This is a genomic window from uncultured Gemella sp. (assembly GCF_963537375.1).
In the GTDB taxonomy this organism is placed as follows: domain Bacteria; phylum Bacillota; class Bacilli; order Staphylococcales; family Gemellaceae; genus Gemella.
Genome location: NZ_CAUTDQ010000024.1, coordinates 1 through 16,231 on the forward strand (window position 1 = coordinate 1; position 16,231 = coordinate 16,231).

Below are 16,231 nucleotides of genomic sequence, written 5' to 3' on the forward strand. Positions count from 1 at the left end.
TCTAAACTAAATATATATGTGTCCAGAATTCTGGGTACATATCAAAATCGATTTTTCAGAGGCACCCTCGCACAGTTTATTAGATATCTAAATAGCTTTTATAAAGTTAATTTAGCTATCAATAAACCGCTGAGTCTATGAATATTCATATGAACTTTGTTAAAATTTAGGACTTTTGGATTAGCCTCATTTAGATTGAGAAAAATCGGGATATTTGATATAATAAAGAGATATTCTATAGAAATTAGGTAATAAAATGATAAAATTTGAAGATGTTTTTTTTCAGTATTCTAGTTCTAAAAAGACTGCATTATCAAATATAAATTTAGAAATAAAAGAAGGGCATTGGTTAAGTGTCTTAGGAAAAAATGGAAGTGGAAAATCAACGTTAATGAAGTTGATTTACGGTCAAAATTTAGCAACTTCTGGGAAGGTTCTATTTAATAATACAGAATACAGTAAAGAAATTTATGACGGTATAAAAAATAAAATAGCTATAGTATTTCAAAATCCTGACAACCAATTTGTAGGTTCTACTGTAGAAGAAGACATTGCTTTTGGGCTTGAAAATAGGAATGTACCACAAGAAGATATGGATAAAATAATAGATGAGGTTTTAGAGATTGTAGATATGAGTGACTACAGAAAATATGAGCCATCATCACTGTCAGGAGGACAAAAACAAAGGGTTGCGATAGCATCTTCTCTTGCTTTAAATCCTGAGATTTTAATACTCGATGAGGCGACGAGTATGCTTGATCCGAAGGCAAGAAAGTCCATTTTAGGATATATAAAAAAAATTAATAGAGAAAAAGGAATAACTATAATATCAATTACTCATGATGCAGAAGAGAGTATTTATTCGGATGACATTGTTATATTAGAGGGTGGAGAAATAGTTTATCATGGAGACTATAGTACACTATATTCTGATATGACAATACTGGAAAAATATAGTTTAGAAGTTCCTTTTGTAGAAAGAGTAAAAAAAGATCTAAATAATTACCTAAATCAAGATATATTTGAAATAGAAGAAGACGAGGAGAGTGTAGTGAAAAAAATATGCAAATTAGTTTAAAAAATGTAAGCTATACTTATAATTATAAAACCCCTTATGCAAGAGAAGTGTTGAAAGATATTAACTTGAACGTAGAAGAAGGAAGTTATACAGTTATAATAGGTAAGACTGGGAGTGGAAAATCTACTCTTATAGAGCATATTAATGGTTTATTATTACCTACACATGGAGAAGTATTAGTAAATAATGTACTAATTACTAATCCGAAAAGTAAAAAAGAAAAGCGTGAACTGGCTAAAAAATTAAAAGTATTAAGACAAGATGTTGCCGTATTATTCCAATTTTCTGAGCAACAGTTATTTGAAACAAGTGTATTAAAAGATATTATCTTTGCACCGTTAAACTACGGTATATCAGAAGAAAGTGCCATTTCTAAGGCTAAAGAATTAATAAAGTTAGTCGGATTAGATAAGAGTTACTTGGATAAATCACCATTTGAACTTTCTGGTGGAGAGATGAGAAAAGTCGCTCTATGTGGAGTGCTTGCTCTTGAACCGAAAGTATTGATATTAGATGAGCCAACAGTAGCTTTAGATTATAAGAGTCGTGAAGAAATCATGACCATGGTGAAAAAACTTAAAGACGAACTCAATATGACAATAGTTCTTATATCTCATAATATGAACTACGTATTAGAGTATGCAGATAAAGTTTTTGTTTTAAAAAATGGAAAAATTAATTTCGAAGGAACGGTGGAGGAACTTTTTGCTGATGAAAAACTGCTTAAAGAAAATTCACTGGAACAACCAGAATTACTAAAATTTTATAATAAGCTGCAAGAAAATAATATTAAGTTAAATGTATTTCCTAGGAAATACGAAGATTTAATAGATGCTTTAAAAAATAAGATAGGAAGTAGTGTAAATGAATAATTCATTAATAAGTAAATATATTCCATTGAATACAATTATTCATAATCTAGATCCTAGAGCAAAAATATTTTTTGTAATTTTGTACTTAATAGATGTCTTTATTGCTTATAATGTTCTAGAGTTTTCTATCTTGTTTTTAATGTTGATAATGATAGTTATATTATCAAAAACAAGTCTAGCATTTTTAATAAATAGTGTAAAAGCAATTAGTATATTAATTATATTTACTTCTTTTATTCATCTTGTTTTTAATAAAAAAGGTGAAGTATTGTTAGAGGTGTTGGGCTGGAAGATTTATAGTGGAGCACTTTTTGGAATAGCATTGATAACTGTTAGATTTATCTTAGTCGTTATGATAATGGTAGTTTTTATGGCTACTACTTCACCAACTGAGATAACGAATGCTATAGAAAAGAGTCTTGGATTTTTACAGAAAGTAGGAATTCCAATTTCAACTTTTGCATTAGTATTATCAATTTCACTAAGATTTATTCCAACTATATTAGAAGAAACTAATCGAATAATAAATGCACAGGTTTCTCGTGGTTCAGATTTTAATGAGGGAAATCTAGCGCAGAAAGTAAGAAAGTTTATTCCAATATTAATCCCCTTATTTATAGCTACTCTAAAAAGAGCTGATGAACTTGCTACTGCAATGGAAGTAAGAGGGTATTCTACAACTGGAATAAGAAGTAAGTATAAAGTATTGAAATATAGTAATCTAGATTATTTAAGTTATATATTAATAATAGTCATTACAATATTAATAATATTGTAGTGCTAAATTAAAGAAAGGAGATAGGATGGAAACAGAAATAATTAATATTTCTAAAAGTGAAAATAAAGAAGAAATATATAGTAAATTAACTACATATTATAAAGACGGGAAGTTAGTAGCTATTCCAACAGAAACGGTATATGGACTTAGTGCTAATGCTATGGACGATGAAGCGGTAAGTAAGATATATGAAGCTAAAGGACGGCCTAGTGACAATCCATTAATTGTTCATTTTTATGAAATGAACCAATTGGATAGCATAGTCGATTATAACGATGAAAATGTAAAAAAACTAATAAATAATTTTTGGCCAGGACCTATGACGTTAATTTTAAATGCTAAAGATAACAATGGCGTTTCTAAAAAGGTTACTGCAGGATTAAATACATTAGCTGTTAGGATGCCTTCTAATATTACTGCTCGAGAAATATTAAAGGAAACTGAAGTTTTATTAGCAGCACCAAGTGCTAATACAAGTGGTAAACCATCTCCAACAAAATTTGAACATGTTTACCATGATTTGAATGGGAAAATTGATGTAATAATCGAAGATGAGCAATCTGATATTGGTTTGGAAAGTACAGTTATTGATTGTACGAGGTATCCTCTTGTTATTGCACGTCCTGGAGAAATTACAAAAGAAGATATAGAAGGTGTACTAGGAGAAGGCAGTGTAAAATATAATGAAGAAATATTAACAAAAAATGAGACTCCTATCGCCCCTGGAATGAAATATAGACATTATTCTCCCGAAGCGGAATTAGTGCTGTTTAATGATTCATTTGAGAAATTAATAAGTATTTTAAAAGAAAGAGATAAAAAAACTGGCTTCATTACATATAAAGAAATGGAATCAGAAGTTGGCTTTTTAAATGTTTCTGTAAAATATTTAGCGGATAATGAGAAAAGTGTTGAACAATCTAATAAAAATTTATATAATATTCTAAGGGAGTTTGATGAAGAAGAGGTAGAAGAGATTTTTATACTACCGATTGAAGAGACAAAAGAGAATAAAGCTTTATTAAATAGACTTAATAAAGCGATAAGTAAAAAATAAAATAGGAGATTTGTAATGAAAAAGTTATACGTAGTTATACCTTGTTACAATGAAGAAGAGGTATTAAACGAAACTGCAAAAAGATTAGAAGTTAAAATGAATTCTATGATAGAAGAAGATTTAATTTCAAAAGATAGCCATGTTGTTTTAGTGAACGATGGTTCAAAAGATAAAACATGGAAGATGATAGAAGAACTTCATAAAAAAAATCCATTATTCAGTGGTATTAACTTAAGTAGAAATAGAGGTCACCAAAACGCTCTATTAGCAGGACTTATGACTGTTAAGGATTACTGTGATGTAAGTATTTCAATGGATGCTGATTTACAAGATGATATTAACGCTATGGATGAAATGATGAAAAAATATCTTGAAGGTGCTGATGTAGTTTACGGTGTTCGTTCAGCAAGAACTACAGATACATTCTTTAAACGTTTCACAGCAGAGGCATTCTATAAAGTAATGGAAAAACTAGGAGCTAATACAGTATTCAACCATGCAGACTATCGTTTAATGAGTAAACGTGCATTAGAAGGATTAGCTCAATTTAAAGAAGTAAACTTATTCCTACGTGGTATTGTTCCTATGATAGGATATCCAAGTGATATTGTAACATACGAACGTGCAGAAAGATTTGCTGGAGAAAGTAAATATCCATTATCTAAGATGTTAGCATTTGCTTTTGAAGGAATTACTTCTTTATCTGTAAAATTAATTAGATTTATTACTATAGGTGGAGCATTAATGATATTTATTGCTGCGATAGTATTTTTCTACACTTTATATAGTTATTTTGCAGGATTTGCAAGACCGGGGTGGTCAAGCTTAATGATATCGATGTGGTTCATCGGTGGAATGATTATGATTTCATTAGGTATTGTAGGTGAATATGTAGGTAAAATTTACTTAGAAACAAAAGGTCGCCCAAGATTCATTGTTGAACAATTCTTAAACGAAGAAAAAAACGAAGAGGAATAATTGGCAATGAATAAGGAAATATTAAATAAATTTTCTAACTTTTTAGTAAAAGTCATAGCTGTGATTTTTATGGTGCTTATGGGGATGAATTCACTATTAGTGTTAACAAAAACAGCGATATTTCCGAAAGATTATCAAGAAACTTTATATTATGAAAATGATAGTGCTATACTAAATATTATATTTCTTATAATATTTAGTATAGTTATCTTAATATTAGCAAGATATTTGAAAAAAATAATAAGTGTTCAAAGATTAGTTTTAGTTGTAATGATTTACATATTTATTATTAGTATATTATTTGCGATATTGAGACGTGATTATGTGCAATTTGATCCATTTAATGTAATAGATCAAGCTAATAATTTCATAAGAGAGAACTATAGTGGTCTTGATAAAGGAAATAACTATTTATATATATATTCACACCAAATTACAACAGTATTTCTTTTCCAAATAATACTATCATTATTTGGTAGAGCAACATTTATTTTATATATAATGCAAAGCTTTTCGATAAGTTATATAATTTTTATGTTATATAAAATATCTAATATAATGTTTGACGATGAAGATACAAACTATTTAGTTGTAATTCTTAGTGGACTATGTTTTCCATTAATATTTTATGTTGCATTTGTCTACGGATTGCTACCAGGTATGTTTTTAACATTAGTCGCTTATTATTATTTTATAAAGTATATTAAGTATAAAAAATGGTATACGTTGGTAATAAGTGCTTTAAGTATTAATATTGCAATTCTATTTATAGGTAATAACTTAATACATATGCTAGCAATATTCTCAGCAGCCATAATTTATCTTATTAGAGTTAGAGATAAAAAGGTAATAGCTTTTATAGTCAGCTGTTTATTTTTAATGAGTGCGTCTAAGAGTCTAATTTATAATTATTATGAAGTTAAGAGTCAAAAGACAATCGCTGAGGGTGTTCCGAAAATTACATGGATAGCGATGGGGATGCAAGAAGGAGATCGTGAAGCAGGTTGGTGGAATAGATTCAATTATGACATAATGCCAGAAGAAGATTATGATGCAAAACGTATAACGGATATTTCAAAAGATTCTATAAAACAAAGAGTAGAGGTATTTAAGAAAAATCCTAGATATGCTGTAGATTTTTATCAAAGAAAGTATGAAAATCAATTTATAGAACCAACATTCCAAAGTTTATTGGTAACAGCACCACAGAGAAACTTTGATAATGAGACTAAGTTGGAAAAAGTAAAAGACTTTTTTATAAAACAAATTTACTTTGATGGAACTCATCATGTACTTACTTTTATTATGAAGGTATTTCAAGTATTTGTGTATGTATTTTCTGTAGTTTTTGCAGTGAATGTTTATAGAAAGAAAAAAGAAGTACTAACGATAATCCCGGTTGCATTTATTGGTGGAACATTATTTCATATGATTTGGGAAGCGAAAAGTAGATATGTATTCCCGTATTTCGTATTTTTAATTCCACTTGCTGCATATGGATTAATAATTGTGCAAAATAAAATAACTGAGTATAAAAAAAATAAAGAGGACAAAGATGAAAAAGGTAATATATAAAGCTTTTGTCATAACATTATTGGGACTAGCTGTATCTACTCCAACGATAAAAGCTAATGATGTTTATGTACCCTTTGGAGAAAAGAAATTTACAGAAATTGAAAATAGTCAAAAAATAGATTTCGATGATCTTAATCTTAAAGAAGCGTTACTAGAATATTATAAGTTTCATATTAATAAAGACTATAAAGGTGAAGAAGTAACGATAGGAATGATGGAACAATTTACAAGTCTATCATTACCTTGGAAAAATATTTTTTCTCTAAAAGGTTTAGAATATGCTGTTAATTTGAAAAATTTAAATCTATCAAATAACTTTATTGAAGATATTACACCTTTAGAAAAACTAGTAGAATTGGAAGATTTAAATCTAACAAATAATAAAATAAAAGATCCAAAGAGTTTAGCGAAATTAACTAAATTAAGACAATTAGTGCTTAGAAAAAATCTAATGAATAACTTAGATTTTCTAAATGATTTAAAAGTAGAATCATTAGACGTTTCGATGAATAATGTTTTAAAAGATTATATTCCAAATAATTTGAAACTTGAAAATCTAAGGAGTCTAAATATTTCTGGTATAGGTTTAGACAATATTTCATTTATAAAAAATGCTACAAAACTTGAGAGCTTAGTTGCTGAAGAAAATGCTATTAAGGATATAACACCATTAACTGAATTAAAATCATTAAGAGTATTATATTTAGATAGAAATAGTATTAGTGATATTACAGCACTTAAAGATTTATCAAGCTTAGAAGAATTACTATTATATAAAAACAATATTGAAAATATAGATGCGTTGAAAGATAAAAAGTATTTATATCGATTGATGCTGAACGAAAATATAGGTCTGAGAAATATAGATGCGTTAAAAGATGTACCAAATATTTCTAGTGTAGATATATCTGATACAGCGGTGACTGATATTTCAGCATTAAAGGATGCAAAATATCTTTATTATATAGCTTTAAAAAATACTGAAGTTAGTGAAACTGATATAACTACATTCGAAAAAAATAACTTAGAAGTTAAAAAATCTAATAACATAGATAAAAAACTAGAGGTAGTAAAAACAGAAGCTGCGAAATATTTCAGTGTAAAAAATTATATTTTCATGTTGTTAATATTAATTTTTACTTTTAGTGGTATAAGAAGTTATTGGAAAAAAAATAAATAAAATGAAAAAGATAGATGAGTTTCCCCTTGAAATTCATCTATCTTTGTGCTAGAATTACATTAATGAAATAAATCAACGTATACTTAGGACAAGATATATATTTAACTTATTTAAGAGAGGGTATGGTGCTGAAAATATCTATAAGCAATATATGTTACTACCTAGCTAATAGTATTAACATAGTTAGTGAGCTATATTCACAAAGAGGAAGTAAGATTACTTCGAATTTGGGTGGTACCACGGAAAGATTCGTCCCTTCTTTAGTTTCGGCTAGAGAAGGGGCTTTTTTAATTTCTAAGTAAGTTAGACTAAGTATATAAAAAAGAAGGAGACCTTAATATGGCTAAATTAGTTTTTCCAGATGGAAATGTAAGAGAATATGATAATAAAACACCTTTAGAAATTGCGGAAAGTATCAGTGTTAGTCTTAAGAAAAAAGTTATTTCTGCAAAATTAGATGAGGATTACATCGAAGTTAACAAACCAATAACAAAAGATGGTAACTTAAAACTTATCGTAGCAGATGATGAAGATAAAGATAGTTTATATGTATTACGTCACACTTGCGCACACGTATTAGCACAAGCATTAAGAAGACTATACGGTAAAGATGTGCACTTCGGAGTTGGTCCAGCTATTGATGGTGGATTCTACTATGACTTTGATGCTGAATACAAAGTTTCAGAAGAAGACTTCAAAGCAATCGAAAAAGAAGTTAAGAAAATTATTAGCGAAAATTACGCAATTGAAGGTCGTGAAGTAAGTAAAGAAGAAGCTTTAGAAATTTTCAAAGAAGATCCATATAAAGTAGAATTAATTAATGATCTTCCAGCTGATGAAGTAATTACAGTTTACACACAAGGTGAATTTACTGACCTTTGTCGTGGAGGACATGTAAGTGCAACTTCAAAAATTAAAGAATTTAAATTATTATCTGTAGCTGGTGCATACTGGAGAGGTAATAGTGATAATAAAATGTTACAACGTATTTACGGAACAGCTTACTTCACTAAAGACCATATGGAGCAACACTTAGTGAGATTACAAGAAGCACGTGAACGTGATCACAGAAAACTAGGTAAAGAACTAGGAATCTTCACAACAAGTCAAAAAGTTGGTGCTGGATTACCATTATGGTTACCAAATGGTGCTACTATCCGTCGTACAATCGAAAGATATATCGTTGATAAAGAAGTAGAATTAGGATACGACCACGTTTATACTCCAATTATGGGATCTAAAGATTTATATATCACAAGTGGACACTGGGAGCACTACCAAGAAGATATGTTCCCACCAATGGAGATGGACCACGAAACAATGGTACTTCGTCCAATGAACTGTCCTCACCACATGATGGTTTATAAAAATGAACGTCACTCATACCGTGAACTTCCAATCCGTATCGCAGAGCTTGGAATGATGCACCGTTATGAAGCAAGTGGAGCAGTGAGTGGATTACAACGTGTTCGTGGTATGACTCTAAACGATGCTCACATTTTCGTACGTCCAGATCAACTTAAAGATGAATTCAAACTTACAGTAGGACTTATCGAAGAAGCATACAAAGATTTAGGTATTAAAAACTTCAGTTACCGTCTATCGTATAGAGACCCTGAAAACACTGAGAAATACTTCGATGATGATGCAATGTGGAACAATGCTCAACAAATGTTAAAAGAAACTGCCGATGAATTAGGATTAGACTATGTTGAAGCTGAAGGAGAAGCAGCATTCTACGGACCAAAACTTGACGTTCAAGTAGAAACAGCAATCGGAAAACAAGAAACATTATCTACAATTCAATTAGACTTCTTATTACCAGAAAGATTCGAACTAGAATACATTGGTGAAGATGGAAAAGCTCACCGTCCAGTAGTTATCCACCGTGGTATTGTATCAACAATGGAAAGAATGGTTGCTTTCTTATTAGAAGAGTACAAAGGAGATTTACCAACATGGTTATCACCAAACCAAGTACGTATTATCCCAGTAAACAATGATTACCACTATGATTATTCTAAAGAAATCATGCAAGAACTTAAAAAAGCTGGTGTTAAAGTAGCTATCGATGACAGAGATGAAAAACTAGGATATAAAATCCGTGAAGCAGCAAGCAAAAAAATTCCATATACTTTAGTAATTGGAGATAAAGAAGTAGAAAACAGAAATGTTAACGTTAGAACATTTGGTTCATTAAACCAAAAAGAAGAAAGCTTTGCTGAATTCAAAGAAAATATCTTAAGAGAAATTAGCGAAAGATTAATCGAGAAAAACGCATAGTAAAATAAAAAGAGAAGGGGTGGAAGTTCATCCCTTCTCATAATAAGGAGAGATATAATGTTAACTCAATTAACAAAAAATGTAAAAAAAGGTCAAGTTAGAGTAAAAATTAAAACTACTCATGGAGATATGACTTTCAAATTATTTGAAAAAGATATTCCAAAAGCAGTAGAAAACTTTTTAACTCACGCAAGAAATGGATACTATAAAGGTATTATTTTCCACCGTGTAATTAAAGACTTTATGATTCAAGGTGGAGACCCAACTGGAACAGGTATGGGAGGAGAATCAATATGGGGACGTAGTTTCGAAGATGAATTCTCAATGGATTATTTCCACTTCTATGGTGCGTTAAGTATGGCGAATGCTGGACCAAATACAAATGGAAGTCAATTCTTTATAGTTCAAAATTCTCATGTAGATGCTAGAACTTTACAAGCACTTGAACAAGGTGGATGGCCAAAAGAGGCTGTTGAAGGTTATGCTAAACTAGGAGGAACTCCTCACTTAGATCACCGTCACACAGTGTTTGGACAACTTATTGCAGGTGCGAAAACTTTAGAAAAAATTGCAGCCGTAAAAACTGGAGCTCAAGATAAACCAGTTGAAGAAGTTGTAATTCTTGATGTAGAAGTTAAATAATTGTAAAACGCAAGGTTAATAGATTTAATCTTGCGTTTTTATATATTGTAGTAGAAAAAATCATTATATAATTTTAGAATTTAGATAATGAAAATTAATATAAACTAAAGAGCAGAGGAAACTTTTTCCCAATAATAAAATATTATTAATTATTTTAAATTTCTTCTCGAAAAAAATAAAAAAAAACACTTTCAAATTGACTATTCATGTGATATAATTATGAAAGTTTGAATATAAAAAAAGGAGAAAAAGAATGGCAGAAAAAACAAGAGTAAAACCAATTCTTGATGTTCATGAAAAGCCTAACTTAGCTCTATGGGTAACGTTAAGCTTACAACACTTATTCGCAATGTTTGGAGCGACTGTGTTAGTACCAATTTTAACAGGATTACCAGCAAGTACAGCTTTAACAACATCAGGTATTGGAACACTTACGTATTTATTAATAACTAGAGGTAAAATTCCTGCATACTTAGGATCTTCATTTGCCTTTATTAATCCTATTATTGTATTATCAACAACACACAATGTTGAAACAGCAATGCTTGGTGCATTTTTAGCCAGCTTAGTTTATGGAGTTGTAGCAATGTTAATTTACAAATTTGGTGTAAATTGGTTGCTTAAACTTTTACCACCGGTAGTAGTTGGACCTATTATCATTGTTATTGGACTTGGAATTGCTCCTACAGCAATTAACATGGCGATGTATAAAACAGTAGATGGAGCTAAAGTTTATGATTTGAAATACTTCTTAGTAGCTCTTATCACATTAGCAGCAACTATTTTCTGTTGCGTAGCTTTAAGAGGATTTGCTAAACAAATTCCTGTATTATTAGGAATTGTTTTTGGTTACATTGTAGCAGTATTCGCAGGATTAGTAGATTTCCAACCGGTTATCGATGCTCCTTGGTTTAGTTTACCGAAGTTCACAATTCCTTTTGTGATATACACACCTCATTGGAATGTAGCAGCATTAGCAATGGTACCTATTGCTATAGTTACTATTAACGAACACATCGGTCACCAAATGGTATTATCTGAAGTTGTAGGAAGAAACTTCCTAAAAGATCCAGGTTTACATCGTTCAATTTTAGCTGATGGAACGGCGATGATGTTCGCATCACTTTTAGGTGGGCCACCAAGTACAACATATGGTGAAAACATTGGGGTTCTTGCTATTACACGTATCTTCTCTGTATTCGTATTAGGGGGAGCAGCGGTATTCGCACTTATTTTAAGTTTTGTAGGTAAGTTCTCAGCTCTAATCTCTACGATTCCATCACCTGTTATGGGTGGTGTATCGATTTTACTATTCGGTATAATCGCTTCAAGTGGACTTAGAATGTTAGTAGATGAAAAAGTAGACTTAAGTATCAACAGAAACTTAGTAATTTCATCAGTAATCATCGTTTTAGGTGTAGGTGGAGCAATGCTTAAATTCGAAAGCATTAACTTCGAACTTCCAGCGATGGCACTTGCAGCAATCAGCGGTGTGTTATTAAATGCATTCTTACCAAAAGAAGATAAAAAATAGTATTTAACAAAATAGCTAGTAACTTTTAATACAAGTTACTGGCTATTTTTTTAGATAATCTAATAAATAAACTTCGTTATAGATGGGATTATAGACTATTATCTTCCTTTGTTAAGTTAGAAAAACTAGGTAATTTCCTAATATTATTATTGAATAACCAAAATAGAAAAACAGAAAAAATTAATAGCGAAGTAATAATTATAATAGTCTTCGTATTGTATTTTATACTTAATATCCCAGCTATTAGAGCACCTAGAGGAGTAAAAGCTATGGATAAACCAATCATAGTAGACATAGCAACATCTAATTTATCTTTACTTATAACACATTGAATCATTGTTTGAGAATATGTATTTAAAATCCCGATTAGTATCCAACCAAATAAAAATAATGAGAAATTAATTATTCTGTTTGTAATAGAATTATTGTTAAGTATGCTAAGTGTTCCCCAAGAAAGAGCTATGCCTAGTGTAAATGTAGTGTATAAAACGCTCAATCTTATATTTTTTAATATTTGGCTGTTAGAAAGAAAGGCTCCTATTAGTATCCCCAATCCAGATGCACTAAGTAAAATTCCATAAAAATAACTAGTTTCTGAATACTCAGGAAGTAGTGTTAGTAACGAACTGGTAGAAAAATTAATTATTATAATTCCAATTAATAATGGTTTTAATAATGGTGTATTCCAAATTTTTATACCGCTACTTAGTTTAGAAAAGTAGTTTTCTTGTATAGTATTAGTGTTTTTAGATAAATCATTTGATAGGAATATGAATATAGCACTATTGATAAAAAATGTAATGCTATTTATGATGAACGCATATATTGCCCCAAAAACTGTTATAATAAATCCACCTATTGAATTAAAGAGAGCGTCACTCCCTTGATAAGCTATGGAAAATAATGAATTTGCTTTAACTAAATCTTCTTGTTTAACTATTTTTGGTAGTAAGGCAAGTTGAACAGGATAAACTATTTGATTAATGAAACTAATACAAACGATAAAAATTATCAGCGTAGTAATCTGTAGCTTATTTACGTAAATTAGATAAGTAATAGCGAGTAATATTATAGCTTGAAATAACTGTGAAATAATTAAAAACCTCTTTACATTAAATTTACTGATTAGTGGCGATACAAATATTTGTAATATAGCGGTAAATGAAATTAGAAATAAAGTAATACCACTATAAAAAGTAGATTTAGTTAATGTGTAAATTAATGTTAGAGTAGCTATTGAATATATGCTATCACCAAAATTAGTGATTAATCTACCGAATAGTAAAATTGAAAAGTTTTTATTTTTAAACATAGAGTCCACATCCTTTATAAAAATTTTAACGATAAAAAATATTTGACGGTTAAAACATTATTCAACAGCTCTTAGCGAGCTGTTGAAATAATACTAATACTAACACTATTTTTATTATCTGAGGAGAATTTCTTTTCTAGTTTCTTGACTTCATTCCAGAAATCTTCCATGTCTTCTTTGTTTATATTAAAATTAACTGAAGTATTGTTAAATAAGTCGTTAAAGATACTAGGTGAAGGTACGAATGCTTGCGCAGTCGGTAGATAGTATTTTTGTATTATACCATTTATTGTATCTGTATCAACTACTTCGATAAAATTATTTTCCTCTAGGATATTAAGGTGATAGTGTATTTTAGTTCTATTAATTTTTAACAGTTTAGCAAGTTGTCTTGAGTTCTTTTTTTCTGTTCCAAGAGTTGTAAGGATACTTATTCTTAAAGGATCAGAAATAACTTTTAGCTTTTCGATGTCTGTAATGTATTGTATATCTTTGATAGTAATCCCCCCTTTCTTATTTATATTATATAGTAGGTACCTTAAACTGTCAATAAAATTTGAACGTTATAAGATAATTTTCTTAATTTTTTTAAAATTAACTGAAGTTTTGATTAAACAATAGTTTGACTACCACTTTTATATTTGATATAATTTACTAGGTATAATATTAGTAGAAATACTAAAACTACAAAGAAGAAATAAAATTTAAGGAGAATGAAATTGAAAAAACTATCAGCAATTTTATTAGGTTTGCTTGGGATGGTAACATTATCAGGCTGTTCAGCATATGACAGATCTGGAACGTTTTATGAAACATTCGTAAAACCGATGGATATATTCTTAGCAAAAATATATGAGTATACAGGAAGTTGGGGTTGGTCAATAGTTATTATTACTTTAGTAATCAGACTATTAGTTTTACCTTTCATGTTAAATAACTACAAAGTTCAAAACAAATCAAGAAAAGGACAAGAATTAGCTCGTCCAGAATTAGAAGTAGTTCAGAAGAAACAACAAGCAGCTAAAGAAAAAGAAGCTAGAGCAATTTCTAATGAAGAGAAAATGCAAGCTCGTAGTGAACTTATGGAATTACAAAGAGAACAAATGGCTATCATGAAAAAATATGATGCAATGCCATTAAGTTTAGGTGGATGTTTACCAATGCTTATTCCACTTCCATTCTTAACTGGTTTGTTCTATACACTATCTAATCCATTATACTCTGCTGGAATTATTGATTCTACATTCCTTGGAGTATTCAGTCTTGGTACTCGTTCATATACATTACCATTAATCGCGTTTGCTGTATATGCTATCCAAACAAAATTACAAATGAGTTTAATGCCGACACCAACTCAACCAGGTCAAGAGCAAATGCAAAGTCAAATGCAAATGATGCAATGGTTATCACCGATAATGATTACAGGGTTCTCATTTATCGTAGCTGGAGCAGTAGCTGTGTACTATATCGTAGGGGGATTATTCATGATATTCCAAACTTACTTAGGACACGCACTATATCCACCATATAAACCAGAAAAACAAAAGAAACAAGCTTTTGATCCAGAAAAAGTTACATTAGTTTCTAACAAGAAAAAACGTAAATAGTAAATTGAATGGGGTGACTCAAAAAAATCGATTTCTCTGAAATCAAGATTTTTGAGTCACTCCTTTTCTTGAAAAAAAAGTAATAAAAATTATCAATATAGTTGACGTTAGGGGATATATGTGTTAGAATTGTATTGTTGTGTAGCTCCTAAATAGCTACTACAACCGCACGTATAAGGTAAATAAGAGAGAAATCCACCTTATATGGCGAGTCTTAGTAAAAAAATATTTAAGGAGGTGCAGATATGTACGCAGTAATTAAAACAGGTGGGAAACAACTACGTGTTGAAGAAGGACAAACAATCTTAGTTGAGAAATTAGCAGCTGAAGTTGATTCTACAGTTACTTTTGACGAAGTAGTATTAGTAGGTGGAGAAACAACAAAAGTTGGTGCTCCTTTAGTAGCTGGTGCGACAGTAACAGCTAAAGTAGTTGCTCAAGGTAAAGGTAAAAAAATCACAGTATTTAAATACAAACCTAAAAAGAACAATCACCGTAAATTAGGTCATCGTCAACCTTTCACTAAATTAGTAGTTGAAAAAATTAACGCTTAATCATGATTAAGGTGGAAATCGTAAAAGAAGTTGAAGTTATTAAACAAGTAACAGTCGATGGGCATGCCGATTATGCTGAACACGGTTCAGATATAGTTTGTGCAGGGGCTTCTGCTGTAGTATTTGGTTTAATAAATGCAGTAGACGAACTAGATGAGGATGTACAGTTCGATATCTCCGCTAGCGAAGATGAAACTGGACATTTAACATATAGATCATTGAAATCTACAGATAAAGAGCAACTTCTACTAAATGCAATGTTAGTTGCATTAAAAACAATTGAAGAAAATTATTCAGATTATATAACTATTGAAGTAAGAGAGGTGAAATAGACATGATGTTACAATTAAATTTACAATTCTTCGCATCTAAAAAAGGGGTAGGTTCTACTAAAAACGGACGTGACTCTGAATCAAAACGTTTAGGTGCTAAAAGAGCTGATGGTCAGTACGTAACTGCAGGTTCTATCTTATACAGACAACGTGGGACAAAAATTTGGCCAGGAACTAACGTAGGAAAAGGTGGAGATGATACACTATTCTCACTAGTTGACGGAGTTGTACGTTTCGAAAGATACGGACGTAGCCGTAAAAAAGTTTCTGTTTATCCACAAGCTTAATAAGCATTTTTTAAAAGGTATTTACAAATTTGTAGATACCTTTTTTATTTTGGAAAAATATTAATGTGTTATCTACAAATTTTATGTAATTAATGTGAAAATTTGTAATAATATTTTAATATTTCTAGTTTTAGATTTTTGTTGTACTTTTAAAATATATAT

The 16,231-nt window shown here is 30.1% G+C and carries 16 protein-coding genes and 1 other annotated feature; of the genes, 14 read left to right on the forward strand and 2 right to left on the reverse strand.

The features are described from left to right. The first annotated feature begins 256 nt into the window (after positions 1-256). The 10 genes from RYK99_RS05820 (at position 257) to RYK99_RS05865 (ending at position 11,977) form a co-directional block, all read left to right on the forward strand. Positions 257-1,078: an energy-coupling factor transporter ATPase gene (locus tag RYK99_RS05820; RefSeq protein WP_314990933.1), complete on the forward strand. Its 822-nt coding sequence runs from the start codon at positions 257-259 to the stop codon at positions 1,076-1,078. Continuing rightward, positions 1,063-1,950 (forward strand): energy-coupling factor transporter ATPase, encoded by an 888-nt coding sequence (locus tag RYK99_RS05825; protein ID WP_314990935.1) that lies wholly within the window; start codon positions 1,063-1,065, stop codon positions 1,948-1,950. Before RYK99_RS05820 ends, RYK99_RS05825 begins: the two co-directional genes overlap by 16 nt. Continuing rightward, entirely contained in the window at positions 1,943-2,728 is a 786-nt protein-coding gene (locus tag RYK99_RS05830) for an energy-coupling factor transporter transmembrane component T (protein ID WP_314990937.1), read from the forward strand. Before RYK99_RS05825 ends, RYK99_RS05830 begins: the two co-directional genes overlap by 8 nt. A gap of 25 nt (positions 2,729-2,753) precedes the next feature. Then, positions 2,754-3,785 carry an L-threonylcarbamoyladenylate synthase gene (locus RYK99_RS05835; RefSeq protein ID WP_314990938.1) on the forward strand — a complete coding sequence of 344 codons (1,032 nt, stop codon included), beginning with the start codon at positions 2,754-2,756 and terminating at the stop codon, positions 3,783-3,785. A 15-nt stretch (positions 3,786-3,800) separates the two neighbouring features. Beyond that, positions 3,801-4,763 (forward strand): glycosyltransferase family 2 protein, encoded by a 963-nt coding sequence (locus RYK99_RS05840; protein ID WP_314990940.1) that lies wholly within the window; start codon positions 3,801-3,803, stop codon positions 4,761-4,763. Positions 4,764-4,769: 6 nt separating this feature from the next. Then, positions 4,770-6,338: a hypothetical protein gene (locus tag RYK99_RS05845; protein WP_314990942.1), complete on the forward strand. Its 1,569-nt coding sequence runs from the start codon at positions 4,770-4,772 to the stop codon at positions 6,336-6,338. Then, on the forward strand, positions 6,319-7,518 hold the full coding sequence (locus RYK99_RS05850) for a leucine-rich repeat domain-containing protein (protein WP_314990944.1): 1,200 nt from the start codon (positions 6,319-6,321) through the stop codon (positions 7,516-7,518). The genes RYK99_RS05845 and RYK99_RS05850 overlap by 20 nt, the downstream gene beginning before the upstream one ends. A 339-nt stretch (positions 7,519-7,857) precedes the next feature. Next, positions 7,858-9,801, forward strand: coding sequence for a threonine--tRNA ligase (gene thrS / locus RYK99_RS05855; protein ID WP_314990946.1), 1,944 nt, complete (start codon positions 7,858-7,860; stop codon positions 9,799-9,801). Positions 9,802-9,858: 57 nt separating this feature from the next. Beyond that, a complete protein-coding gene (locus RYK99_RS05860) occupies positions 9,859-10,443 on the forward strand; it encodes a peptidylprolyl isomerase (RefSeq protein WP_314990948.1) in 585 nt (194 codons plus the stop codon). A gap of 253 nt (positions 10,444-10,696) precedes the next feature. Next, the gene (locus RYK99_RS05865) at positions 10,697-11,977 is read left to right on the forward strand and encodes a solute carrier family 23 protein (protein WP_314990950.1); all 1,281 of its coding nucleotides are present in this window, start codon (positions 10,697-10,699) and stop codon (positions 11,975-11,977) included. A gap of 88 nt (positions 11,978-12,065) precedes the next feature. On the opposite strand, the gene RYK99_RS05870 is transcribed toward RYK99_RS05865, so the two are convergent. Both RYK99_RS05870 and RYK99_RS05875 read right to left on the reverse strand, forming a co-directional pair. Then, a complete protein-coding gene (locus RYK99_RS05870) occupies positions 12,066-13,289 on the reverse strand; it encodes an MFS transporter (protein ID WP_314990952.1) in 1,224 nt (407 codons plus the stop codon). Positions 13,290-13,360: 71 nt separating this feature from the next. Beyond that, positions 13,361-13,840: a helix-turn-helix domain-containing protein gene (locus tag RYK99_RS05875; RefSeq protein ID WP_314990982.1), complete on the reverse strand. Its 480-nt coding sequence runs from the start codon at positions 13,838-13,840 to the stop codon at positions 13,361-13,363. Between the two features lie 162 nt (positions 13,841-14,002). Here RYK99_RS05875 and RYK99_RS05880 point away from each other — a divergent pair, with 162 nt between their 5' ends. The 4 genes from RYK99_RS05880 (at position 14,003) to rpmA (ending at position 16,069) form a co-directional block, all read left to right on the forward strand. Beyond that, a complete protein-coding gene (locus RYK99_RS05880; RefSeq protein ID WP_314990954.1) occupies positions 14,003-14,896 on the forward strand; it encodes a membrane protein insertase YidC in 894 nt (297 codons plus the stop codon). Between the two features lie 153 nt (positions 14,897-15,049). Next, positions 15,050-15,121 (forward strand) — a sequence feature (ribosomal protein L21 leader region). Between the two features lie 20 nt (positions 15,122-15,141). Further along, on the forward strand, positions 15,142-15,450 hold the full coding sequence (gene rplU / locus RYK99_RS05885) for a 50S ribosomal protein L21 (protein WP_003144981.1): 309 nt from the start codon (positions 15,142-15,144) through the stop codon (positions 15,448-15,450). A 2-nt stretch (positions 15,451-15,452) separates the two neighbouring features. Next, positions 15,453-15,782, forward strand: a complete 330-nt coding sequence (locus RYK99_RS05890; RefSeq protein WP_048803457.1) for a ribosomal-processing cysteine protease Prp — start codon at positions 15,453-15,455, stop codon at positions 15,780-15,782. A gap of 5 nt (positions 15,783-15,787) precedes the next feature. Further along, entirely contained in the window at positions 15,788-16,069 is a 282-nt protein-coding gene (gene rpmA / locus RYK99_RS05895) for a 50S ribosomal protein L27 (RefSeq protein ID WP_003145565.1), read from the forward strand. Positions 16,070-16,231 lie beyond the last annotated feature (162 nt).

Excerpts from the sequence above, each read along its gene's own strand:
- RYK99_RS05820 (WP_314990933.1), top strand. The coding sequence starts at position 257 with ATGATAAAATTTGAAGATGTTTTTTTTCAGTATTCTAGTTCTAAAAAG.
- RYK99_RS05825 (WP_314990935.1), top strand. The coding sequence starts at position 1,063 with ATGCAAATTAGTTTAAAAAATGTAAGCTATACTTATAATTATAAAACC.
- RYK99_RS05830 (WP_314990937.1), top strand. The coding sequence starts at position 1,943 with ATGAATAATTCATTAATAAGTAAATATATTCCATTGAATACAATTATT.
- RYK99_RS05835 (WP_314990938.1), top strand. The coding sequence starts at position 2,754 with ATGGAAACAGAAATAATTAATATTTCTAAAAGTGAAAATAAAGAAGAA.
- RYK99_RS05840 (WP_314990940.1), top strand. The coding sequence starts at position 3,801 with ATGAAAAAGTTATACGTAGTTATACCTTGTTACAATGAAGAAGAGGTA.
- RYK99_RS05845 (WP_314990942.1), top strand. The coding sequence starts at position 4,770 with ATGAATAAGGAAATATTAAATAAATTTTCTAACTTTTTAGTAAAAGTC.
- RYK99_RS05850 (WP_314990944.1), top strand. The coding sequence starts at position 6,319 with ATGAAAAAGGTAATATATAAAGCTTTTGTCATAACATTATTGGGACTA.
- thrS (WP_314990946.1), top strand. The coding sequence starts at position 7,858 with ATGGCTAAATTAGTTTTTCCAGATGGAAATGTAAGAGAATATGATAAT.
- RYK99_RS05860 (WP_314990948.1), top strand. The coding sequence starts at position 9,859 with ATGTTAACTCAATTAACAAAAAATGTAAAAAAAGGTCAAGTTAGAGTA.
- RYK99_RS05865 (WP_314990950.1), top strand. The coding sequence starts at position 10,697 with ATGGCAGAAAAAACAAGAGTAAAACCAATTCTTGATGTTCATGAAAAG.
- RYK99_RS05870 (WP_314990952.1), bottom strand. The coding sequence starts at position 13,289 with ATGTTTAAAAATAAAAACTTTTCAATTTTACTATTCGGTAGATTAATC.
- RYK99_RS05880 (WP_314990954.1), top strand. The coding sequence starts at position 14,003 with ATGAAATTGAAAAAACTATCAGCAATTTTATTAGGTTTGCTTGGGATG.
- rplU (WP_003144981.1), top strand. The coding sequence starts at position 15,142 with ATGTACGCAGTAATTAAAACAGGTGGGAAACAACTACGTGTTGAAGAA.
- RYK99_RS05890 (WP_048803457.1), top strand. The coding sequence starts at position 15,453 with ATGATTAAGGTGGAAATCGTAAAAGAAGTTGAAGTTATTAAACAAGTA.
- rpmA (WP_003145565.1), top strand. The coding sequence starts at position 15,788 with ATGTTACAATTAAATTTACAATTCTTCGCATCTAAAAAAGGGGTAGGT.